This is a genomic window from Acinetobacter septicus, assembly GCF_019355975.1.
Classification (GTDB): domain Bacteria; phylum Pseudomonadota; class Gammaproteobacteria; order Pseudomonadales; family Moraxellaceae; genus Acinetobacter; species Acinetobacter ursingii.
On record NZ_CP079898.1, the window covers coordinates 467,086 to 489,523 of the forward strand.

23 protein-coding genes and 1 pseudogene are annotated in these 22,438 nt (G+C 38.5%); 10 read left to right on the top strand and 14 right to left on the bottom strand.

Translation table 11 applies throughout. The features are described from left to right. Position 1: 1 nt before the first annotated feature. Together I6L31_RS02355 and I6L31_RS02360 are read right to left on the bottom strand one after the other, a co-directional pair. The gene (locus I6L31_RS02355; RefSeq protein WP_004989069.1) at positions 2 to 475 is read right to left on the bottom strand and encodes an Rrf2 family transcriptional regulator; all 474 of its coding nucleotides are present in this window, start codon (positions 473 to 475) and stop codon (positions 2 to 4) included. A 112-nt stretch (positions 476 to 587) separates the two neighbouring features. Then, the gene (locus tag I6L31_RS02360; protein WP_004997720.1) at positions 588 to 1,235 is read right to left on the bottom strand and encodes a hypothetical protein; all 648 of its coding nucleotides are present in this window, start codon (positions 1,233 to 1,235) and stop codon (positions 588 to 590) included. Between the two features lie 195 nt (positions 1,236 to 1,430). Between I6L31_RS02360 and I6L31_RS02365 the strand changes: the two genes are divergently transcribed. From I6L31_RS02365 to I6L31_RS02380, 4 genes are all read left to right on the top strand, one after another. Next, positions 1,431 to 1,886, top strand: coding sequence for a phasin family protein (locus tag I6L31_RS02365; protein WP_005004260.1), 456 nt, complete (start codon positions 1,431 to 1,433; stop codon positions 1,884 to 1,886). 167 nt (positions 1,887 to 2,053) lie between these two features. Next, positions 2,054 to 2,326, top strand: a complete 273-nt coding sequence (locus I6L31_RS02370; RefSeq protein WP_004989063.1) for an HU family DNA-binding protein — start codon at positions 2,054 to 2,056, stop codon at positions 2,324 to 2,326. 129 nt (positions 2,327 to 2,455) lie between these two features. Next, positions 2,456 to 4,324: a SurA N-terminal domain-containing protein gene (locus I6L31_RS02375; RefSeq protein WP_005004262.1), complete on the top strand. Its 1,869-nt coding sequence runs from the start codon at positions 2,456 to 2,458 to the stop codon at positions 4,322 to 4,324. A gap of 66 nt (positions 4,325 to 4,390) precedes the next feature. Continuing rightward, on the top strand, positions 4,391 to 5,563 hold the full coding sequence (locus I6L31_RS02380) for an MFS transporter (RefSeq protein WP_080632319.1): 1,173 nt from the start codon (positions 4,391 to 4,393) through the stop codon (positions 5,561 to 5,563). On the opposite strand, the gene I6L31_RS02385 is transcribed toward I6L31_RS02380, so the two are convergent. After that, on the bottom strand, positions 5,560 to 7,050 hold the full coding sequence (locus tag I6L31_RS02385; RefSeq protein ID WP_005004265.1) for an amidase: 1,491 nt from the start codon (positions 7,048 to 7,050) through the stop codon (positions 5,560 to 5,562). The genes I6L31_RS02380 and I6L31_RS02385 overlap by 4 nt on opposite strands. A gap of 248 nt (positions 7,051 to 7,298) precedes the next feature. Here I6L31_RS02385 and I6L31_RS02390 point away from each other — a divergent pair, with 248 nt between their 5' ends. After that, the gene (locus I6L31_RS02390; protein ID WP_370684984.1) at positions 7,299 to 7,730 is read left to right on the top strand and encodes a hypothetical protein; all 432 of its coding nucleotides are present in this window, start codon (positions 7,299 to 7,301) and stop codon (positions 7,728 to 7,730) included. Between the two features lie 73 nt (positions 7,731 to 7,803). On the opposite strand, the gene accC is transcribed toward I6L31_RS02390, so the two are convergent. The 6 genes from accC to I6L31_RS02420 form a co-directional block, all read right to left on the bottom strand. Then, the gene (gene accC, locus I6L31_RS02395; protein ID WP_004989008.1) at positions 7,804 to 9,171 is read right to left on the bottom strand and encodes an acetyl-CoA carboxylase biotin carboxylase subunit; all 1,368 of its coding nucleotides are present in this window, start codon (positions 9,169 to 9,171) and stop codon (positions 7,804 to 7,806) included. A 15-nt stretch (positions 9,172 to 9,186) separates the two neighbouring features. After that, positions 9,187 to 9,606 carry an acetyl-CoA carboxylase biotin carboxyl carrier protein gene (accB, locus tag I6L31_RS02400; RefSeq protein ID WP_004989005.1) on the bottom strand — a complete coding sequence of 140 codons (420 nt, stop codon included), beginning with the start codon at positions 9,604 to 9,606 and terminating at the stop codon, positions 9,187 to 9,189. A 27-nt stretch (positions 9,607 to 9,633) separates the two neighbouring features. Further along, positions 9,634 to 10,083: a type II 3-dehydroquinate dehydratase gene (gene aroQ, locus I6L31_RS02405; RefSeq protein ID WP_004989003.1), complete on the bottom strand. Its 450-nt coding sequence runs from the start codon at positions 10,081 to 10,083 to the stop codon at positions 9,634 to 9,636. 237 nt (positions 10,084 to 10,320) lie between these two features. Beyond that, complete coding sequence (locus tag I6L31_RS02410; RefSeq protein ID WP_004989001.1) at positions 10,321 to 11,646, bottom strand: Y-family DNA polymerase; 1,326 nt, start codon at positions 11,644 to 11,646, stop codon at positions 10,321 to 10,323. Positions 11,647 to 11,648: 2 nt separating this feature from the next. Continuing rightward, positions 11,649 to 12,239, bottom strand: coding sequence for a LexA family protein (locus I6L31_RS02415; protein WP_026039982.1), 591 nt, complete (start codon positions 12,237 to 12,239; stop codon positions 11,649 to 11,651). Between the two features lie 252 nt (positions 12,240 to 12,491). Beyond that, positions 12,492 to 13,358 carry an alpha/beta hydrolase family protein gene (locus I6L31_RS02420; RefSeq protein WP_005004270.1) on the bottom strand — a complete coding sequence of 289 codons (867 nt, stop codon included), beginning with the start codon at positions 13,356 to 13,358 and terminating at the stop codon, positions 12,492 to 12,494. A gap of 133 nt (positions 13,359 to 13,491) precedes the next feature. Here I6L31_RS02420 and I6L31_RS02425 point away from each other — a divergent pair, with 133 nt between their 5' ends. Further along, the gene (locus I6L31_RS02425) at positions 13,492 to 13,944 is read left to right on the top strand and encodes a hypothetical protein (protein WP_005004272.1); all 453 of its coding nucleotides are present in this window, start codon (positions 13,492 to 13,494) and stop codon (positions 13,942 to 13,944) included. Positions 13,945 to 13,979: 35 nt separating this feature from the next. Here I6L31_RS02425 and I6L31_RS02430 read toward each other — a convergent pair whose 3' ends face one another. Both I6L31_RS02430 and brnQ read right to left on the bottom strand, forming a co-directional pair. Further along, positions 13,980 to 14,240, bottom strand: coding sequence for a hypothetical protein (locus I6L31_RS02430; protein WP_004988991.1), 261 nt, complete (start codon positions 14,238 to 14,240; stop codon positions 13,980 to 13,982). 586 nt (positions 14,241 to 14,826) lie between these two features. Then, positions 14,827 to 16,128, bottom strand: coding sequence for a branched-chain amino acid transport system II carrier protein (gene brnQ, locus I6L31_RS02435; protein ID WP_004997746.1), 1,302 nt, complete (start codon positions 16,126 to 16,128; stop codon positions 14,827 to 14,829). 339 nt (positions 16,129 to 16,467) lie between these two features. On the opposite strand from brnQ, the gene map reads away from it, so the two are divergent. Further along, positions 16,468 to 17,289, top strand: coding sequence for a type I methionyl aminopeptidase (gene map / locus I6L31_RS02440; protein ID WP_005004274.1), 822 nt, complete (start codon positions 16,468 to 16,470; stop codon positions 17,287 to 17,289). Between the two features lie 43 nt (positions 17,290 to 17,332). Here map and I6L31_RS02445 read toward each other — a convergent pair whose 3' ends face one another. Beyond that, complete coding sequence (locus tag I6L31_RS02445; RefSeq protein ID WP_004997750.1) at positions 17,333 to 18,232, bottom strand: LysR family transcriptional regulator; 900 nt, start codon at positions 18,230 to 18,232, stop codon at positions 17,333 to 17,335. A gap of 103 nt (positions 18,233 to 18,335) precedes the next feature. After that, on the bottom strand, positions 18,336 to 18,773 hold the full coding sequence (locus I6L31_RS02450) for an HD domain-containing protein (protein WP_004988982.1): 438 nt from the start codon (positions 18,771 to 18,773) through the stop codon (positions 18,336 to 18,338). A 191-nt stretch (positions 18,774 to 18,964) separates the two neighbouring features. On the opposite strand from I6L31_RS02450, the gene I6L31_RS02455 reads away from it, so the two are divergent. Next, positions 18,965 to 19,294: a hypothetical protein gene (locus I6L31_RS02455; RefSeq protein ID WP_004997762.1), complete on the top strand. Its 330-nt coding sequence runs from the start codon at positions 18,965 to 18,967 to the stop codon at positions 19,292 to 19,294. Here the strand turns inward: I6L31_RS02455 and I6L31_RS02460 are convergent. Then, entirely contained in the window at positions 19,275 to 20,249 is a 975-nt protein-coding gene (locus tag I6L31_RS02460) for a LysR substrate-binding domain-containing protein (RefSeq protein WP_005004276.1), read from the bottom strand. The genes I6L31_RS02455 and I6L31_RS02460 overlap by 20 nt on opposite strands. A gap of 251 nt (positions 20,250 to 20,500) precedes the next feature. Here I6L31_RS02460 and I6L31_RS02465 point away from each other — a divergent pair, with 251 nt between their 5' ends. Both I6L31_RS02465 and I6L31_RS02470 read left to right on the top strand, forming a co-directional pair. Beyond that, positions 20,501 to 21,727, top strand: a complete 1,227-nt coding sequence (locus tag I6L31_RS02465) for an acyl-CoA dehydrogenase (RefSeq protein ID WP_004988979.1) — start codon at positions 20,501 to 20,503, stop codon at positions 21,725 to 21,727. A 253-nt stretch (positions 21,728 to 21,980) separates the two neighbouring features. Next, positions 21,981 to 22,409 (top strand): annotated as a pseudogene (locus I6L31_RS02470) (MFS transporter); the annotation flags it as partial. Between the last annotated feature and the right edge of the window lie 29 nt (positions 22,410 to 22,438).

A 22,438-nucleotide genomic window follows, 5' to 3' on the forward strand; every position in this document is an offset into this window, starting at 1 on the left:
TTCAAATACCTGTAGCCGATAGTAGGGCAGAATCATAATCTGCTGAGTTCTGACGCAGTGCGACGGTTTGTACATTGTCGCGATTGACGAGATCAGCAAGTGAGATTTTTGCAAGGTAATCGGCAATGTGGTGGGAGAGTTCTTGCCATAAATCGTGAGTCAAGCACATTGCACCATTTTGACAGTTGCCTTTATGGTCACAACGCGTTGCATCTACAGTTTCATTTACGGCTTCGATAATTTCTAATATGGTAATTTCATTGGCTTTGCGAGCTAAATGATAACCACCATTCGCACCACGAACACTAGAAACTAATCCATGACGCTTTAGTTTGGCAAATAACTGCTCAAGATAAGCGACTGAAATGGATTGGCGGGCTGCAATTTCAGCGAGTGTGATCGTTTGTTCAGTTGGCTGCAAAGCTAGATCAAGAAGAGCAGTCACTGCGTAGCGACCGCGAGTTGTAAGGCGCATGATTCGGTACACATGTTTAGACTAGATAGGTTAATTTTAAGAATCCCGACTAAAATAGTCAAGTTTTTTTATAGTTATTAAAATGATTTGTTGAGCAGGAAAGATGTGTTGGTTAACCTGCCCATAAATTATACACTAATAAAGCAACTAAAACGACAGTAATTACGCCAAAACCGATATTGATAGAACGTTGACGCTGTTGAAGACGACGTATACGGTTTTTATATTGTTTAAGCTCCACATGTAGACTGTTAATTTGAGAGCGTTGAGTATCAATTTTCTCAAGTAACGGAGCGATACGTTTTTTTGAAGCAATCGCCTGATGGGGCTCATGAGGTTGGCGTAGCCATTGTTTCCAATCTGCAAACAGCTTTGGCAAACTAAAGTATAAAAGTAAATCTTTAAACTGTTCTTTGAGTTCAGCATCGCCACCAATCCGCATAGTTTTGATACTGCGACGATTTCCAAAAATAAAAATTTTAATCAAATCTAATAGGGTACTACTGATCTCAAGATCGATATCTCGATCGGGCGCTTGTAAGTCAAATAACACGCCTTTATCAGTAAACTGCACATAAAAATCAAAGTAAGGAATATAACTATTGATTCGTAATGAAATTTTTTTATCTACAAAAGGTTTAGACTGAAGGCGTATCACGCTATCATTTTTCAAAATAAACGAAAAAACGGTTTCAAGTACAATTAACAAAATGTTAAGCAACAAGTGAGACTGTTCTTTGCTTTGTTGCGACTCGCTCATACCCACATGGTCCTTAAACGCTATATAAAGTTCGAGATCCGATCTCAAATTGTAAAAATAAATAAAAAATAAAGTAATTGCCTTGCTTTGTAGAACACTTTAGCAAAAGGATCAAGTCTTTGGTTTGCTATTATGAATACATTTTATGGTTAAATGTAGCCATATGACGGTAAAGTGATCAGGAGTAACGAAATAATGGAAAAGGAAAGCATAGATCAGGTTACTGAACTTGAATCTGAGAAAACAAGAGGAAAAACCAGAGCTTCCCGTAAATCTGCGCTTGATTTTAGAAAATATACAAAGCAAATTTGGTTAGCAGGTCTTGGGGCTTTTTCACGTGCAGAAGAAGAAGGGAATAAATTATTTGACTCATTAGTCAAAGTCGGTGAAGAGCTTGAATCAAAAACAATAGATGCCGCAGATACGACTGTTAACAAAGTAGCAGAAAAAGCAAAAGAGTCGGTGACTGATACTAAAGATAAAGTTGAGCGGATCATTGATCAGAGTATTCACCATTCATTGAACCGAATTGGTTTGGTGACGGCAAAGGATTTACAGCACATTGAGCAGCTATTATTACAACTGCATACTAAGATCGATATGTTGATTGAGGAAAATGAAAACTTAAAGTCAAAATTGAGTGAAAAATAAAAAAAATAGCATTTAGGCGTTTTTATAGCAGAAATTCACGTTTATTTTTGATAAAACGCCTGATTCAGTATTGCCTTTTGCCCTAAAGCATTGCTATAAAGGCGTCATGGCCTTTTAAACTTACAGCCTTAGATTTTAAATAAACGAAATAAGAGGACGTTATCTTCATGAATAAATCAGAATTAATTGATGCGATTGCAGAAAAAGGGGGATTGTCTAAGACTGATGCTGGTAAAGCATTAGATGCGACTATCGCCTCAGTAACAGATGCACTTAAAGCGGGTGATACTGTTACTTTAGTAGGTTTTGGCACTTTCAGTGTTAAAGACCGTGCAGCTCGTACAGGACGTAATCCTAAAACTGGTGAAGAGTTACAGATCAAAGCGACTAAAGTACCTAGCTTTAAAGCAGGTAAAGGTCTTAAAGATTCTGTTGCTTAATTGCACGAGTTAAATTAACGCGCCTTTTGGGCGCGTTTTTTATTAAAAAGTGCAAAAGCAAGAGATTACGCATTCATTCAGCAAGCTTTTTCAGTTAAAATCTCTCCGAAATAGAATAGTGGAATACTTATGGAATCGTTTCGTACAATCATTAAGGGTTGGCTTGGCAAAGTGCTTCTAGTCTTGTTTTTGACGCCTTTAGCGCTTGTAGGTATTGAAGGGTATTTTGGTAGTCATAATAAGGCAGATGTTGCAAAAAGTGTAAACGGTCAGGATATTCCTAAAAAAGACGTTGAGAACTTAACAAAAACTTATAAAGATCAATATTTATCGATGGTTCATGGTGATGAAACTTTACTGAACCAACCATTTATCGAGCAAACTGCTTTAGATACGCTAGTTGCTCGTACAGTTCTTTTACAGCAAGCTGAAAAACTGGGAATTTCTCTCAGTGATGGTCAAATAGAGAAAATGTTGGCGCAACAACCAAGCTTTCAAGAAAATGGAAAGTTTTCTCAGACTTTATATGAAAATTATTTACGTTCAGTTGGAATGACCAGTCAGGCGCTCATTACCAGCCTACGTCAAGACCATGCGCTTAAAATGCTGACTTCGAGTATTAATGGGACTGCATTGGTTAGTAAGGCTGACATCAATCAGATTGCGACTTTACAAACTGAACAGCGCACCTTACATTTGGCGAGCATTAAATTAGATGATTATAAAAAAGATATTACCGTGAGTAATCAGGAAATATCTGACTATTATAACAAACACCAAAACAGCTTTAAGCAAGTTGCTAGCGTAGATGTTGATTATGTGGTTTTGTCTCCTGTGCAAGTGGTAACCAATACCCCAGTAACAGATGCAGAATTGCAGCAAGCTTATAAAGCTTTTGTGGAAAAACAGCAAAAAGATGCAAAGCGTGATGTTAAGCATATTTTGATTACTACTGATGCGCGTTCGGATGCAGAAGCTCAAAAGCTTGCCAACGATGTTTATGCAAAAATTAGTGCAGGTACTTTATCTTTTGCTGATGCTGCTCAACAATATTCAGATGATACCAGTTCTAAAAATGAAGGTGGTTTGCTTGCAGCATATCAACCAGGTGTCTTTTCGGCTGAATTTGATCAAGCTGTGAATTCATTAGGTAATGGCCAAATTTCTAAGCCAGTCAAAACACAATATGGCTATCATATTATCGAAGCAAATACTGCTGCTGCGACAATTGCTTCATTTGAATCTGAAAAGGCACGTTTAACTGCTGAAGTTCAGAAATCTAAAGCAGCAAATGCATATTCAGATGCAGTGAATCGTCTAAATGAAATGGTGGTGAGTAGTGATGATCTGACCGCAATCACTCAGGAAGTCAAAGCAACGCATGTTGAATCTGTGAAAGGGGTAACTTTGGCTACTGGCCATCCTGTATTAAGTGATTCAAACGTTAAGACACGTATTTTTAACGATGATGTTAAAAATGGTGATCGCAATGCTTCGAGCAATATTCAGCTTGCCAATGGCGATACAGTTTGGGTAAAAGTTCGCGATTATCACGCTGCTGGTATTAAACCACTTGCACAAGCAACTGCTGATGTAAAAGCGAAGTTGATTGAAGATAAAGCATATCAGGCTGCTAAAGCTAAAATTGCGAAGTCTTTAGATGCATTTAAAACACAACCAGCAGCACAAGTTGTTGCAGTAAGTGCTATTCATTTTGAAGATGCAGGTACGTTTACACGTTCACAAGGTTTAAAACGTGAAATTGAACGTGCGGCATTTAGCGTTGCAACACCTAAAGATGGGTTTTGGTCTGTTACGACAGCGAAGCTTCCAGATGAGTTAGTAGTGGTTGGTGTTTCAAATGTCAATTCAACCACTGCAAATGCATTGACACCAGAGCAGTTGAGTGAGTTAAGTAAGCTTTATCAGCAGTTCCGTGGTCAACAAGAGTTGGATGATTATACGCAGTACTTAAAGTCCAAAGCTAAGATCAAGTAAGTTATAAGAAAACCGCTTCGGCGGTTTTTTTCTTGATGTCATAAAGTTCCAAAGGGATATAAATCAGTGCTACGCCTTCCAATCACGACCAAACTCGGTGGTTTCTACTTTTGCTACTATGCGATCGTGGGAACATTCATGCCGTATTGGAGTTTATATCTGGAGGATCAAGGATTTAATTATCAAGAAATTGGTATTTTATCTTCAATTGCAATTATTACTCGCTTTTTTGCACCCATTATCTGGGGATGGATTGCAGATAAATCTGGCAAAAGAATGCGATTAGTGCGCATTGCAACATGGATGGAGTCTTGTATTTGGTTCGCAATTTTTATGATTCCCAATACTTTTCAGTCAATAGCCTTATTAATGTTGATTTTTAGTTTTTTTCAGAATGCAATTTTAGCTCAGTTCGAAGGTGTGACCTTATTTTGGCTTGGGGAGCAACGCAGCAAACTATATGGCAAAATTCGTAAATGGGGTTCTGTTGGATTTATCGTCGGTGTGTTTAGTATTGGTGCATTATTAGAAATCATTCCAATTGCCATGCTGCCAGTTCTGCTATTGAGCGTTGCTTTTTTAGCATTTATTTGGTCATTTACGATTCAGGAGCCAGACTCAGCGCCGCGCTCTCAAACAACGCTTGAACCCTTACTTCCTATTTTAAAACGGCCATATGTCTTTGCGTTTTTTGCTATTGAATTTATTTTATTATTTTCACATGCACCATTTTATAGTTTTTATAGTAACTATTTAAAAGAAGCCGATTTTACAACGACAGAAATAGGTTTCTTATGGGCGGTTGGTGTCATTGCTGAAATTATCATGTTTGCTTACGCCCATTTGTTTTTATCGCGTTATTCGTTAAAAAAATTGGTCAGTTTATGTCTGATAATGACGAGTATTCGTTGGATGGTCGCAGGACTATTTTTAAACAGTTTTATTGCTCAATTTGCTGCACAGACGATTCACGCGTTTAGTTTTGGATTATTTCATCTAATCGCCATGCGAATGATTTTCCAAAATTTTTCCGCAGGGCAACAAGGACGTGGTCAGGCTTTATATAGCACGATGTGGGGCTTGGGAGTTGCTTTTGGAAGTATCTTGGCAGGGCATTATTGGAAAATTTATGGCGGTTCTATTATTTTTATAACTGCATCTGGAATAGTTCTATTCGGATTATTATGGGTTAAATGGTTGCCCAGTCAGTTTGAGCAACCTATTTCGATGCGTAATTAAACCACAATACTTTGATATTCTTTTGACCAAGGCTGCGCTTGTTCTAATTGTGCTGCAAGTTGGAAAAGAAGATCTTCACGAGCAAAAGGGGCAATAAACTGCGAACCTAGTGGAAGATGGTCTTTGTTCCAATATAGGGGAACTGACATCGCGGGTAATCCTGTAATATTAGCCAACTGGGTAAAGGGAACCCACTTCAGGTTTTCACGGATGATCTGTTCGACCAGTTTGCCTTTTGCCAAATAGTGTGCCTGACCTATTTTAAGTAACGCTTTGATCACAGGTTGTTGCCATTTGGGTGTGGCGAGCTCACCATTTTTAGGTGCGACTGAAGCGGTAGCAGGAGTTAAATATAAATCATATTGATCAAAAAATTGATTCATTTGGGTAACATAAATACCCCAGTTATTTAGATTATGGATATACTCATGTGCTGTGGTTTTTGCACCAAAGGCAGCAAGAGCAAGTGAATCAAGCTCAAATTCATCATCGGTCGCACCTGACATTTGTTTGATTTGATGCAACATATATGAAAATTGACTGAACCATGTGGTGATAAAATCTTTAGCGAGTGACATGCCATCAATCTTAGGGGTATCTTCAACCACAATATGCCCCAATGATTCCAATAGTTCGGCAGTATGTTTGACCGCTGCCACAGCATCTTTAGATACTTTTGTACCAATGGGTGATTGTGTATTAAATGCAATTTTCAACTGTTGAGGAGGACGTATTAAGTTCTCTAAGAAAGGACGTTCTGGTTTCTCAATTTTAAACAATGAACTGTTTTCAAAGCCATGTGTCGCATCGAGCATGGCTGCACTGTCGCGTACAGATTTAGTCAGTACATGCTGAATTACAGCACCATGCATGCCTTCACTCATTTGTGGTCCCCATGGTGTACGCCCGCGACTTGGTTTTAAACCAAATAGTCCACAATAAGATGCCGGAATACGAATAGAGCCTCCACCATCGCCAGCGCCTGCCATCGGCACGATTCCTGCTGCCACTGCGGATGCAGAACCCCCAGAAGAACCGCCACTGTTATGCTTTAGATGCCATGGATTTGAACAACTTCCCCAAGCATCGGGTTCAGTAATTCCCTTAATTCCGAACTCAGGTGTATTGGTACGACCAAAAGTTACGATTCCTGCTTTTTCCCAGCGATTTACAATTTCAGCATTAGTCTCGGGGGTATACTGACGACTTTTTAAAGCATTACAACCGTATGAGGTAGGAATACCTGCATATTCCTGAAATAAATCTTTCACTAAAAATGGAACACCAGCAAATGCACCAGTCAGTTGCTGTTTGGCTCTGTTTTTTGCATATTCATGCATTGGAATAATAATAGCATTCAGTTTTGGATTGACCTGATCTGAGCGTTGTAGCGCGAGTTCAAGTAATTCTATTGGTTGAACTTCTTTTTTTTCGATCAGTTGTGCAAGTCCTAATCCATCATAATGAATATATTCGTTGAGTTTCATATGTCCCTTTTGTGTATCTTGTATTTTATTGAATTAGGTTTTAAATCAATTACGTAACTTATTCAAGTATGGTGATGGTTTCCGATTTGAGTTGCTTGATCTACATATAAAAATATTGTTTTTATATCGTTATGATCGAATGTAATTTTCAAAAAGTATGATAAGTTAAGTCCATGCGTTTAGTTATCAATAAATCTATGAAAAATATTTATATTGTTGGATTATTAAGTCTTTGCTGTTCATTTGCTATGGCAGATGAAGCAGAGCAAAAACAAGTGGAAACAGAAGCTCAGGCGATGGATTTAAATGCCAACACCATTCAAATCGAAACTCGTCCAGAAATTATGGGTTTATGGGGAATGGAAATTCCGACCAATAAAAAATGTGTGGAATATTATAATTTCCGTAATGCCAATGAAGTTGTAGTCAAGAGTGGCAAAGAGTGGTCATACGGTGTGTATGATTATCAGCCATCTCAGGACATGAAAGAGAAACTTCCTGCGCTCATTATGCAGATCAAATATGACAATAACGAAGTCGATTGTTCAGGTCAGCAAGAAGACCAATCAGGCGAAGTTTCACAATATTTCGTTCAGTGGAAATCACCAAACACGATTAATTTTTGTGCAGGCGAAAATGGGCAGCAATGCTTTGCAACCCTAAGACGTGTTTTGCCTTAATTTATTGAAATAATAATTGTACTGGTGTTGATTTAAAAAAACCTCTTATCGAAATAAGAGGTTTTTTTTAACATTAAACTTTTTCAGTGGGTGCTGCTTCTAATTGTTTGAGCAAATGTTTTTCAAGATAGTGAATATCCATAGCCTGAGCACAGAATTTTTTATCTTGTAAAATAAGGTCTTTATGCAAAGGAATATTGGTTTTCACCCCAGTGAGAATAATCTCATCCAATGCTTGACGCATACGAGCCAATGAGGTCTCGCGATCTTTACCGTGAGCGATCAATTTAGCAATCATAGAATCGTAGTAAGGCGGAATGCTATAGCCCGGATAGATGTGTGAATCCAGACGAATACCCGCACCACCTGGCGCATAGAAATGCTCAATTTTTCCGGGTGAAGGTAAGAATGTGGTTGGATCTTCAGCATTGATACGGCATTCAATCGCATGACCGCGTACTTCCACATCAGACTGTTCAATTTCAAGCCCTAGACCTGCAGCAACACGCAGCTGCTGTTCAATGATGTCGATGCCAGTCACCATTTCAGTGACAGGATGCTCCACCTGAACACGGGTATTCATTTCAATAAAGAAGAACTCACCATCTTCAAATAGAAACTCAAATGTGCCTGCGCCGCGATACTGCATGAGCTTACACGCATTGACACACGCTTCTAAAATATCAGCGCGTGCTTGCTCTGGTAAATTCGGTGCTGGTGCTTCTTCTAAAACTTTTTGATGACGACGTTGTAATGAGCAATCACGATCATATAAATGAATCGCATGACCATTACCATCACCCAAAACCTGTACTTCTACGTGACGTGGTTTTTGCAGAAAACGTTCCATGTAGACGGTATCATCACCAAACCACATTTCAGCATCACGTTGTGCCGCTTGAACAGATTCAAGTAGAGTATCGACACGCTCAACAATGCGCATCCCACGACCACCACCACCAGAAGCTGCTTTGACAATTAACGGAAAACCAATTTCTTTGGCCTCAGCCAGTGCATTGTGAATGGTTACCGCATGGTCACAACCTGGAACAGTTGGAACACCTGCTTTTTTCATAGCAACAATAGCAGAGACTTTATTGCCCATTAAGCGGATATGTTCAGGGCGTGGGCCAATAAAGATGAATCCTGAGGTTTCTACAATTTCGGCAAATTCCGCATTTTCTGAGAGAAAGCCATAACCGGGATGGATGGCATCTGCACCTGTAATTTCTGCTGCTGTAATAATTGCAGGAATATTTAAATAGCTATCACTACTTGCACCCGGGCCAATACATACAGCTTCATCGACGAAACGTAGATGCATTAAATCTTTGTCGGCATCAGAATAAATACCAACAGTTTTAATGCCTAATGTTTTACAAGCACGGGTAATTCGTAATGCGATTTCACCACGGTTTGCAATTAATACTTTTTGCAACATACATGCCCCCGTGGATTACGCGCGGTAGCGGAATAATGGTTGACCGAACTGAATCACGTCACCGTTTTTCACTAGAATCTCTTCAACAACACCGCTTTGAGTTGCCTCAATTGGGTTCATGATTTTCATCGCTTCAATAATACCCAACGTTTCACCCGCAGAAACAGTTTGACCAACTTTCACAAACGGCGCTTCACCTGGACTTGGTGCTGCATAAAATACGCCAACCATTGGTGATGTTTCGACAGCACCACGGGGTGTTTTAGCAGCAGGTGCTGAAGAAGGCGCAGCAACGGGAGCGGCTACTGGCGCAGTGGTATATACAGGTGTTGGGCGAGTAAGAGAGATAGATTGGTCACCTTCTTTAACCTCAATCGCTTGTAAGTCAGATTCAATCATCAAGTCGATGAGTTTCTTAATTTTGCGAATATCCATAGGTGAGTATTCCTAAATCATGGTGAATTAATGGGAAGATTGTAGTTTTTCGATGGCTGTGTTGAGCGCATAGGAATATCCTTTTGCACCCAAACCACAAATCACGCCAACGGCTTTATCAGATAAATAAGAATGATGGCGAAAAGCTTCGCGCGCATGTACATTCGATAAATGCACTTCGATAAAAGGTATGGCAACGCCAAGTAAGGCATCGCGAAGCGCAACTGAAGTATGAGTAAGCGCAGCAGGGTTAATGACAATAAATTTAACGCCTTCGGTCTGAGCTTGATGAATGCGATCTACAATCGCACCTTCCCAGTTGCTTTGGAATGTTTCTAATTGAATACTGGAGTTTTGGGCTTGGCTAATCAACTGTTGATTGATATCTTGAAGAGTAAGATCACCATAAACTTCTGGTTCGCGTTTTCCTAACAGATTCAAATTCGGTCCATGAATCACCAAAATGGTTGAACTCATTCTGCTTGCTCCAATTCATAAAATGCAAATAAGCTTTGCAAGATGTCTGCAAAGTTTGCTCATTATGGCATATATTTCTACATATTTTTTATAATTTGTTTTAATTGAAGCAGAAAGCATTTGCCAAAACTCAGCGCCTATATTGCAAACTTTGCTGAAAATTGGCAATGTTAAAAAATGACAAATTTTATCGTTTTTTCATCGCATACTATTTTAAACCGAATTGACGAAAACAGTTCATTTATTTTGTGTAACTGCCATGTGTGAATCATCAATACAAAGTAATTCATTCCATCGGGTTAGATAATGAGGTGAGCAATAAAGTTGCTTCATTTTCCATTGGGACTGGCAGGAATGATAACCCACTTGCAAACTTTCATTGCCAAATCGGTTTTTGATCGAACTTAGAGTCAACATCAGGTTTTGACGCTCATGAATTTGTTCAAGAGGTTGCCAAAGGTCATCAATATGTTGCTGGCGAGGATATAAGCCACAGAACATTATACCAATTTTGATATATTTTTTATTTTTATCAAATAAAACATCAAGTTGCTGTAAAGAAAACTTTGTTAAAATTAATAGATCATCTGTCGAATATTCCAGACCGACAGCATGTACATGTGCTTTTTTATAGGGCTTGGCTTCGATTTTTTCATACAAAAAAACTTGAATACAATGACATAGCTGTTGTTGTGACATGAGTCGCCGATGTGCACGATTTAAATGAAAAATCAAAGCCTGTTTAATTTGATTTAAATCGTTTAGAGCTTTTGAAAAACTTCGGGATGCCAGAATACGTTTACTTGGAATTTTTGGATCGTCAAGTGAGATACAGGATTGGCCTTTTAGCTCACGGATTGTACGCGCAATAATCACTGAAAACTCTTTAGCAAGATAGTGTTCATTGGCAAAAGTTAAGTCATAACAACTATAAATATTGTAGGCTTGTAAACGTTTGCTGATTTGATGACCAATCCCCCAGACTTCTTTGGCAGGGGTGTTGATCATTAAATCTTCCAAAATCAATGGGTCTAATTGTTCTAAATAGCAAACGCCTTTGAAACTGGAAATTTTCTTGGCAAAATGATTGGCGAGTTTTGCTTGTGTCTTACTGTGACCGATGCCTATTGAGCAGGGTAATCCTAAACATTGTTCAAGTTTTTTAACAAGCTGTTGGCAGTAATCCTTGATATCAAATAAATCAACATAAGCAGTCAGATGAATGAAACACTCATCGATGGAGTAGGCTTCTGTATCCTCTGCATGGAAGAATTCTTGAATCGTTAAGAAAAAGCGTCGTGACATTTCTGCATATAAGGTGTAGTTGCTAGAAAATACCTGTACGCCTTGATACTGGGGAAGATCTTTAATTTGATGCCACGGCACAGCCATTTTTATCCCAAGTGCTTTTGCTTCATTGCTTCTTGAAACGACACAGCCGTCGTTATTGGACAATACCACAACAGGCTGGGTACTGAATTTAGGTTGAAATAATCGCTCGCAACTGACATAACAGTTATTAATGTCAATCAGGGCATAATATTGTCGCTGAAAATTCATCATGACTATTTTAGCTTTTTAAGGATACAGGTAATGATGCCCCAAACTTTTACCTGTTCATTTTCACGAGGATAGATATCTGGAAAGTCAGGATTTTCGGCTTTTAACCAAAAATCATGAGGATTATTGCCATGGCGCATATAACGTTTCACTGTAAAGTCGTTATTGACCAATGCCAGAACAATATCTCCGTGTTCTGCCTCTATACTTCTGTCGATAATAATTTGATCGCCAATATCAATACCCGCATCACGCATAGACAGTGAATTTACTTTTAATATAAAAGTAAATAAAGGATTTTTAATCAGGTATTGATTTAGATCTAAAGTCTTTTCAATATCATCCTGCGCGGGTGATGGAAATCCAGCAGCAACCGATTCAAGTGGAAAAGGAATCTGAACCGAGCTTTTTGCTACCAGTTTTTGTAGATTGTAAATGGGTTCAATATCATCTGGATGACGAGGTTTTAGCCATGCTTTGACAGCATTGACTTTGGATTCAGGCACTCGCATAACCACTGTTTTTTCCTGATATTGGGCTTTTCGACCAGCATTTTCACGCTTACCACCGTGCTTTTTAGCTGTCTTGAATGGGATTTCATTCATTGTGATTTAGTTTGGATTGAATTTGTAACTTAATCAAGATAGCAAAAAAAACAGCATCGGGCTAATTGATAAAAAGAATAAAAAATCGAAGCTAAAATAATAATCCAACTCAAGCTGAGTCTTGTAAGTCAGCTTCTAGGTTCATTTTAGAAAAGAGTGTGAGTCAAGATCGTAATTGGAACGGGGAAAGGGGAACGGTATGGGTTATGCTTTATCGAAAGAGATAACCCACACAAAATAAGCTTAGTTTTTGATTTGTTCCTGAATGATTGGCCATAAACTTTGATGAGATTTTTTAAACATCAACATATGCCCAATAGTTTGAAAACCAAGTTGTTTTGGTTCTAGCTTAATCATCTCAGTCTTGGCATTTGGATATAAACTTAATAGATCTTTCACATTAATTTCTGTTGCAATCTCATCATCGGTTGCCCAAATTGAAGTCACTGGACATGCAATTTGATGATGAAAGTCATGATGTACGGTTTTTCCTATCGCATTTTTGACATAGCCTGCTTGACTACAAAATTCACGCCATTGTTTGGCGACTAATTTAGGTAAGTTTTCTCCCATACCAATAAACTGAGTTGCACCATATCCTTGGATCAGACTTGAAATAGGGAAGACAAAATTGAACATCACAGGTGCTAAAATCTTGGTCTTACCTTTTAACCCTTTTATATAACCTGTCGATCCAGCCACCGCGATCACTTGATGTACTTTTGCATATAGTGGATTAATACCTAAAAGTTGACCTCCTGCGCTATGACCGAGCAAAATGACTTTCTCTGCACCTGATTTATTGAGTAATGTGGTTATTGCAGCGGGAATGTCCAGCGTTCCCCAGTCAACAATACTGGCGGAGGAATGATGTAAACTGCCATGTAAGGACTCTCCAATTCCACGAAAGTCAAACACCATCACATCATAACCTTGCTCACTTAACCAGCTTGCAAATGCATGATAAAACGATTTGGTAATGCCAGTCGCAGGACAAATTAAAATAGGATAAGTCTTAGCGGTTTGGGTATTTTTGGAAATGCTATAAAACTGAGCCGCAAGTTGATAACCATCTGCACAGCTTATCCATAATTTCTCAAAATTTTCCATGATATGTCATTAAGTAATAATCTTGCTTTTACTTTAAACGAGTTCCAAAAAGAGACTTGATAATTTTATGACTTAAAAGTCAAAAAAATATGATATAACGGGCTTCCAAAAATAAACATAGAGATGGAATCTCATGATTTTTTTAGCTTTTGCGGTAAAAATAGGGATTATTTTTAGTGGTATTTTTCTTTGGGTGGGAATGCTTACAGGGGTTTGGAAATACTATCAAATTCGTCATTCACAACAATCACGTGCACATTATTATGTTGATATTGCACATCGAAGCAGTCTTTTATATGCACCTGCAAGTCTAATTTTGGCGGTCTTGGCTTATTTTTCTGTATGGTCAGACATGCTGAATGTAATCTGTGTGATCCTGAATTTGATCTTTTTTAGTTTTTCAATTGGATCTTATATCTTGCATGGCTTTTTAAAAGATACCACCAACCAATTTCAAAGACCGCATAAACTTGGACAGTATAGTTTAGCTACATGGATGATGACTTTGGCAATGCTGGCTTTAATCGTGATTGAAGTGGGTGCAACCTTTATTTTATTACTCGGTTGTATCGTTCAATTTATTTAAGGGATGAAGAAGGAAAGGGCATAAAAAATGGATGATTACTCATCCATTTTTTCCATTTTTGCTTTGGCACGTTCTAGGCTAAGCTGGCGGAATTTGTGATCGACAAAAGCCCAGACTGAAAAAGCAACAGAAACCACCAATGCATACATAAAGTATTCGGGTTTTAAATTGCCTTTTATCATTCCTTGAAATGCAAGCGTCAACATCAGGGCAACAGTAGTTATTCCATAAATGACTGTGTCTGAGGTCTTCAGAGCGTTAATGAAGACTTGCTTATTGAAATGTAATGATAACATCTCCATCCCTCCTTCTTTAGTTTGACTAAACATAATTGTTTTAGTCGGAATTAATATTACAGTTGTACTTCGAATTTAGCGGTATTTCAATAGGTGATAACACTATTTCCCAAAATATTTAGCGTATATATAAAATATATGATAGTTATTTATATTTTTGTAATAAATATAGGTATTACTATCAAAAATATTTATATATATTGCCAAATTAATTGGAAGCTCTTTACATCCTATGTATATTCAAGAGGAAAAGACATACGACTTAAGCTAAATAAAGCATGAAGTATGCCAGCTTTTTTGAATGTGAAACGACAAAGGTTGATTTTTAGCCTAAAATGCATTTCTTAAAAATAATTAAAAATACGCGATGTGTGCGATGATTATTTGCAATGTATTAGTTTGGAGAAGATGGCTGATAATTGTTTTTATTTTGATAAAACCAGTACGACTGAATTGATACAACAGACCATGTTGTAGATGAGGGTTGTTGAAACAAAAATGCCTGTTTTGGGTAAAAACAGTGGCATTTTTATTGGGCTTAAAATCAGGTTTGGATAAAACTAGACTTTAATTAACAACAAAATAATCAAACGTTCGGTTTTTTGATTTTGTCGATCACAATAGAAATGACGAGTACAACAATAGACGGAATGAGCCAAGCTAAATTTTGTGCATTTAATGGCAAATCTTGAACGAAACTTGGAAGATGTGCTTCAAAACCAGCAACTTTTAAGCCCTCAAGAATACCAAATAAGAAAGCAATGGCTGTAACAGGTGCAACGACGCGAGCAGGTACATTCCAGTATTTCCAGAAAAAACTCAGCATAATGACGACGATAGCGGGCGGGTAAATCGCTGTTAAAACTGGAACTGAAATTGCGATCAGTTTGGTTAATCCTAAATTCGAAATGATTAAAGAAAATCCAACCAGAACAAAGACATATAGTTTATACGGCAAATTGGTTAACTGTGCAAAATATTCAGCACACGCACAAGTTAGGCCAATGGCAGTCACCATACAGGCAATAAAGATCAGGATCGTTAAGAAGAAAGAACCAAGATCACCGAAAGCATGTTGTACATAAGCGTGTAAGATTACAGCGCCATTGCTTGCATTTGGTGCAACTTCATGACTACCTAGCCCAAGTTTGAACAAGCTGATATATACCAGTGTCAAACCAATTCCTGAAATAATACTGGCAATGATCGCATAACGTGTTACCAACCTCGGCTCACGTACACCACGCGAATAAATCGCCTGAATAATCACGATACCAAACACCAATGCACCTAAAGTATCCATGGTTAAGTAACCATTAACAAAACCTTCAGAAACAGGATGAGCAACGTAATTGTTAATCGCAGGTGGGATATAGCCTGATGGAATCAGAAATGCAGCAACACCTAAAACAGCAAGTGCCGCAATTTTTAAAGGAGCAAGAAAACGCCCTACAGTATCCAAAAGTTTATTTGGATAAAGCGAAACTAGCGTTACAAATGCAAAATAAACAATACTGTAAATCAGTAAGCTATGACTGGATGTACCAAAATAAGAGGAGAAACCGATTTCATAAGAAACGGTTGCAGTACGAGGAGTAGCAAATAATGGTCCAACCGACAGATAGCATACAATAGTGAGGAGTAAGCTAGCGACTCTTCCAAGTGGCGAACTGATCATGGCAATCGAACCTTCCATACGGGAAAGCGCCATAATGGTAATAACAGGTAAGCCTACAGCCGTAATCAAAAATCCAGCTGCTGCTAACCATACATGTTCACCCGCTTGTTGAGCAACAATCGGTGGGAAAATAATATTGCCAGCCCCAATAAATAAAGCAAAGGTCATAAAACCAAGTGCAATAATGTCTGAAGTGCGAAGACTGATCATAAAATGGGAGTTTGTGATAAAAACATGCAAATTTTAGTATAAAAATAGGATGTTTGTGCAATTATCTAATCACGTGCCTGTAGATATATAAAGATGAAATTTAGATAAAATTCTGAAGTGGTTAAATTAAACTTTTGAAAATAAAATCGAAATTATATTGGGTTCAATGCTTTAGCTGTAAATTTCAACAATAAATGCATATTTGATGAAACATTGATTGATCAATAATTGACCTAATTTGATAATGTATAAGTCTCTAATTAGAAATGATAAGCATTAAGCTAATATAAGTTTGAGCTTAAAGGGGGTATAATTCACAGAATCATAGAGGGGATTGCAATGCGAGCATCTACAGTTACCATCAAAACTGAACAAGATATTGAAAATTTGCGTGTTTCAGGTCGACTGGCGGCGCAGGTTCTGGAGATGATTGCAGATCATATTAAACCCGGTGTGAGTACTGAATATCTGGATGATATTTGTCATGATTACATCGTCAATACTTTGCAAGTGATTCCTGCCAATGTGGGATATCACGGTTTTACTAAAACGACATGTACCTCAGTCAATGAAGTGGTTTGTCATGGTATTCCTTCTCCGACGAAAATTCTGCAAGATGGCGATATTATCAATATCGATGTTGCGATTATTAAAGACGGTTACTTTGGTGATACCAGCCGTATGTTTCTGGTTGGAGATGTTCATCTAGATGCAAAAAAACTGGTTGAAACCACATATAACGCGATGCATGCAGGTATCCAAGCTGTAAAACCGGGCGCAACCTTAGGTGATATTGGTTATGCGATCCAATCTGTTGCTCAGGCAGAAGGTTATAGTATTGTTCGAGAATACTGTGGACACGGTATTGGAAAAATTTACCACGAACAACCTAATGTTTTGCATTATGGTCAACCTGGTCAAGGTATGGTTTTACAACAAGGTATGGTTTTTACCATTGAACCGATGGTGAATGCAGGACATGCACAGGTCAAAGAGTTGAGTGACGGCTGGACAGTAATTACCAAAGATAAATCATTATCGGCACAATGGGAGCACATGGTTGCAGTCACAGAAACAGGCTATGAATTATTGACACCGTGGCCAAATGGTACAGGTTCATATCCTGATATCGAAGTTTTACCTGTCACTGCGACTGAGTAAACGGTTTGTATACAGCTTATTTCGATCGAAATAAGCTTTTTTATTATCTGATAGCTAACTGCTCAACTAAATAATCAATAAATACCCGAACCGCAGGTAACTGACCACGACGTGAAGGATACACGGCATGGAAAATACCATGGGGTGCTTTCCAATCTGGTAAAATTCGTACTAATTCACCTGTGCGGACATATTCACTCGCAATGGTATCGGGGAGTAAGGCAACGCCACAATTTTGACTGGCTAAATTGGCTAACATCAATAAGTTTGAAGCCATAATAACTGGATTTACTTTTACTTTTTCTTGTTGGTTTTCTTTATTGTGTAAAATGATTTGTTGATCCAGATGGTCATCAGCCAAACTTAAAATACGGTGCTGAGAGAGATCTTCGGGTTTTTTTATAGAGCCGTATTCATTTAAATAGGCTTGGCTGGCAAAGATATGCTGTTCAATGGTGCTGAACTGGCGTATCACTAAACTTGGATCATCATCCAGATTGGATCGAACACGCAGGGCAATATCAATGCCTTCATTAATCACATCAAAACGTCGATTACTAATAATCAGCTGCACCCGAATTTCAGGATATAATTTTAAAAAATCAGGCAAAATCTTGGTCAGTTGATTCTGTGCAATATCGACCGGAACGGTGACTTTGATCACACCACGAGGTTTAACACTCAAATGATCGACCAAGTCATGTGCGGCTTGTGCAGCATTCATCATCACTTGGGCATGTCGATATACATTCATGCCGATTTCAGTCACAGCAAAATGGCGCGAACTACGCTGAATCAGGCGAACCCCGAGACGTTCTTCAAGGTTATAAACACGACGGCTCAATTTTGATTTTGGAATATCTGTGGCTCGTTCGGCTGCACTAAATCCCCCATGTTCAACGACTAAAGCAAAACAATAAAAATCGTCTAAATCAGTGAGCATAATGGATTTCCGTTGAGCAGCAAATTTAATTTTTTAAGCAATACTGCATATTATACCCAATAATTTTAAAGCTTTATGTTAAACCTGAGTAAATAGCTCAAAATTATATGAGAGCTGCGGGCGGGTTTAGTAGAAAGTCTTTTACTTTTTTATATTCTTCAAGGCGCATAAAATCACGTTGCGTTGGCGATTTGATTCGGCTTAAGTCCATATTGTCTGCAAGATCAGCTAATTTAACTGTTCTTGCAAGTGAATTTTTCACGATTCTTTTGGCTGCATCCAGACGGCTTTCACCTTCTTTTTTGGTCAATGCAACGACCGCATCAATCACATTCTGACTAAACCCCAAAGTAATCAGATCAACAATCGTGGTATCTGTGTCTTCAAGTAGATCGTGCATTACTGCGACCATTTTCTGATCCATACTTTCTACATTTAACATAAGCCTTAAAGGATGTAATATGTATGGTTGCCCCGCTTTATCAAGTTGTCCCGCATGTTTTTTTGTTGCCAGTGCAATGGCTTTTTCTAGTGTTGACATGAAATCTCCATTTCAAAAATGTCGTTAATTCAAAATTCACACAACTGAGCACGTTTTTTCTTTCTATGATAATAAGCATGAGTGGAAATGAATAGCAATTCACCAAAGGTGGATTTTAAAAAAATTAGATGCAAGCAAATATTTCTATTAGACTACTCTTGACGTTATTAACTACATTTTAGAGTAAGTCTATGTCCTGCAAGCTTATCCAGCAGCCCGATGCTTCTGCCAATATTCTCTGTCCGATTTGTCAACATGCTGTCGTTGACTGGATGCAAGAGCAATATATTCAGCCTTGTGAACACACTTTATTTGTTGCAATGGACTTGGGTTTTGAATTTGTTGCAGATCGCTTTGAAGCTCAAATGACAAAATCTGTGGATGAGTTACACGAAGATCCAGACATGAATATTTTTACTGCGATTACTGAAACGCCATATTCTGCGGTAACGATTATCCAGACTGATTTAGGGGTTGAAAATTTATCGCGCTATGCAGGATTTAGTTCTCATGAGTCTTGATCTGTTGTAAGCCAGTTTTAGCTTGATAGGTCTTCACTTCTTTTTCAAGCCATTCGGTAAATTTTAAAATCAGTGCGTTATTGTGTTGCTCAGAATAGACGAAATAATAAGAACGCGCACCGACTAACTTTAAAGATGAGGCAATGACCAGATCAGCATTGTTCAGTTCCTTCTCAAGCAACATTTGTGGAATGAGTGCAACGCCTAAATGATGTGTTGCTGCCACTGCGAGCATGGAAAAAAGTTCGTGACGTTGACCTTCCATCGCATAGGGGTAATCGTAAGCAGCGGCTGAAAACCATTCTTTCCAGATGTAAGGACGTGTGGTTTGTTGCAGTAAGGGTAGTTGACTAATCTGTTCAGGGGATAAGTCGATGCTGTGTTTTTGATCAATATGAATCTCAGGAAAATGTTTTTGGATTAAGGCTAAAGAGCAAACAGGTACAACCTCTTCTTGCATCAGAAATTGAATTTTTGCACCTGGCCAGTTTTCAATCTGTGATGGCGTTCCTGCATAAATGGCGGCATCAAAAATATGATCACTAAATAAAAAAGGTTTGGTACTGGTTTCAAGGTGAATGGTAATTTCAGGAAAAATTTCATTAAAACGATATAAACGAGGCAATAACCAACGAGTCGCAAAAGTGGGAACGACTCCTAGCTTTAAAGTTCCACCTAAACCTTTGTGCGACATCAAATCTAACGTACTTTGTTCAATACCGAGCAAATAAGGCTTAATACTCTTAAAATATTGTTCGCCTGCTTGAGTGAGTTCTACGCCGTGTCGGGTGCGATTAAACAGCTCAATATTTAAAAATTCCTCAAGCTGCTGGACTTGTCGAGACACAGCACTTTGTGTAATCGAAAGTTCTTGTGCCGCATAGGTATAACTTTTGTGCTTGGCGGCTGATTCAAAACAAATGAGTGCTTGTAGGGAGGGAATCATGCGCCGCATGGGATTGTCCTTAATGATGATTGCAAAATGAAGATATTTGTAAATCACATATATTTTGAAAGTGTACTCTATCTTTCTGTAGCTCAAAAAACCTATTTGCTTGAATTAAGAGTAAAACGTAATTTAAGTATAGCCTAAAATTAAAATAAGATATGCGTAAATGGAATGACTGTATGCAAATTTATCGTTTGCTGCTTTGACTGCGACATCGTAGCATCGGGTCAATGACAAACAAACAGGCTAGGAAAGCGATGAATCAAATGGTCGATACAGCTAAAAAATCTGCACGTGTTCACTTCAATTGGGAAGACCCATTCTTACTTGAGCAACAGTTAACTGAAGAAGAACGCATGATTCGTGATTCTGCGCATGCATATTGTCAAGATAAACTCATGACACGTGTATTGGAGCAATTTCGTCACGAAACCACCGATCCTACTATTTTTCGTGAAATGGGTGAGTTGGGTCTATTGGGGCCAACCATTCCAGAACAATACGGTGGCGCAGGTTTAAATTATGTCAGTTATGGTTTGATTGCTCGTGAAGTTGAACGTGTCGATTCAGGCTACCGTTCAATGGCAAGTGTACAAAGTTCTTTAGTGATGGTGCCAATTAATGAATTTGGGACTGAAGAACAAAAGCAAAAATATTTACCGAAACTTGCAACAGGTGAATACATTGGCTGTTTCGGTTTGACTGAACCTGATCATGGTTCTGATCCGGGCAGTATGATTACACGTGCCAAAAAAGTAGATGGTGGTTATCGTTTAACTGGCGCAAAAATGTGGATTACCAACAGCCCAATTGCTGATGTGTTTGTGGTATGGGCAAAAGAAGTGTCTGCTGAAGGTAATGTTGGCGAAATTCGTGGATTTATCTTAGAAAAGGGTTGGGAAGGACTTTCTGCTCCAGCAATTCACGGCAAAGTAGGATTACGTGCTTCCATTACTGGCGAAATCGTGATGGATAATGTGTTTGTTCCAGAAGAAAACGCATTTCCAGACGTTCGTGGTCTAAAAGGTCCATTCACTTGCTTGAACAGTGCGCGTTATGGAATCGCTTGGGGTGCAATGGGTGCGGCAGAATTTTGTTGGCATACCGCACGTCAATATACCCTAGATCGTAAACAATTCGGTCGTCCATTGGCTGCCAATCAGTTGATTCAGAAAAAACTGGCTGATATGCAAACTGAAATCGCATTAGGCTTACAGGCGGCTTTACGTTTTGGTCGTATGAAAGATGAAGGTATTGCTGCGGTAGAAGGTACGTCTTTAATTAAACGTAATAACTGTGGTAAAGCGCTTGATATTGCTCGTTTAGCCCGTGACATGATGGGTGGTAACGGCATTAGTGATGAATTTGGTGTTGCACGTCACTTGGTGAACCTAGAAGTCGTCAATACTTACGAAGGTACACATGATGTACATGCCTTGATTTTGGGACGTGCTCAAACGGGTATTGCGGCTTTTAGTAACTAGACTCATAGTTTAATTAATTCGTTTTTCATTTTTTAAATTAAATCTTGATGCTTAAAGATACGCGCTATGCGTGTCTCTAAGCGGCTTTTGCTTAAAAAAGACAATACAAAAATAGTCAGGGATTCATCATGGAATTTTTCATGAAGAAATGGCACTTTGCTTGGGCAAGATAAAACAACAATAGCAAAGCGAACATGGCATGATCAATCGATGAAAACTCAAGACTCATTTAGGAAAAATGAGGTGAAATAAAATGAACAATGATGTTCAAACCGTTACGGGAAATCTTCCAAATACACTAGCATCCAATATTGGAACATATGATCGCATTACCCCAAATACATGGAAATGGGCATTGTTATTTGCCTATTTCGCGATGGTGGTGGATGGCGTGGATATCATGTTGTTGTCTTATAGCTTAACCAGTTTAAAAGCAGATTTTGGTTTGTCGACTTTTCAGGCGGGCGCATTAGGCAGCGCATCCTTAGCAGGGATGGGAATTGGAGGGATTTTAGGTGGTTGGGCCTGTGATAAGTTTGGTCGTGTTAGAACCATTGCGCATTCAGTGACATTCTTTTCAATTGCAACTTGTATTTTAGGTTTTACACAAACTTTTGAACAATTCATGGTGCTTCGTTTTATCGGAGCTTTAGGAATTGGTGCGCTGTATATGGCATGTAATAGAGCCTGTAAATTATTTTGTGTAAGTTC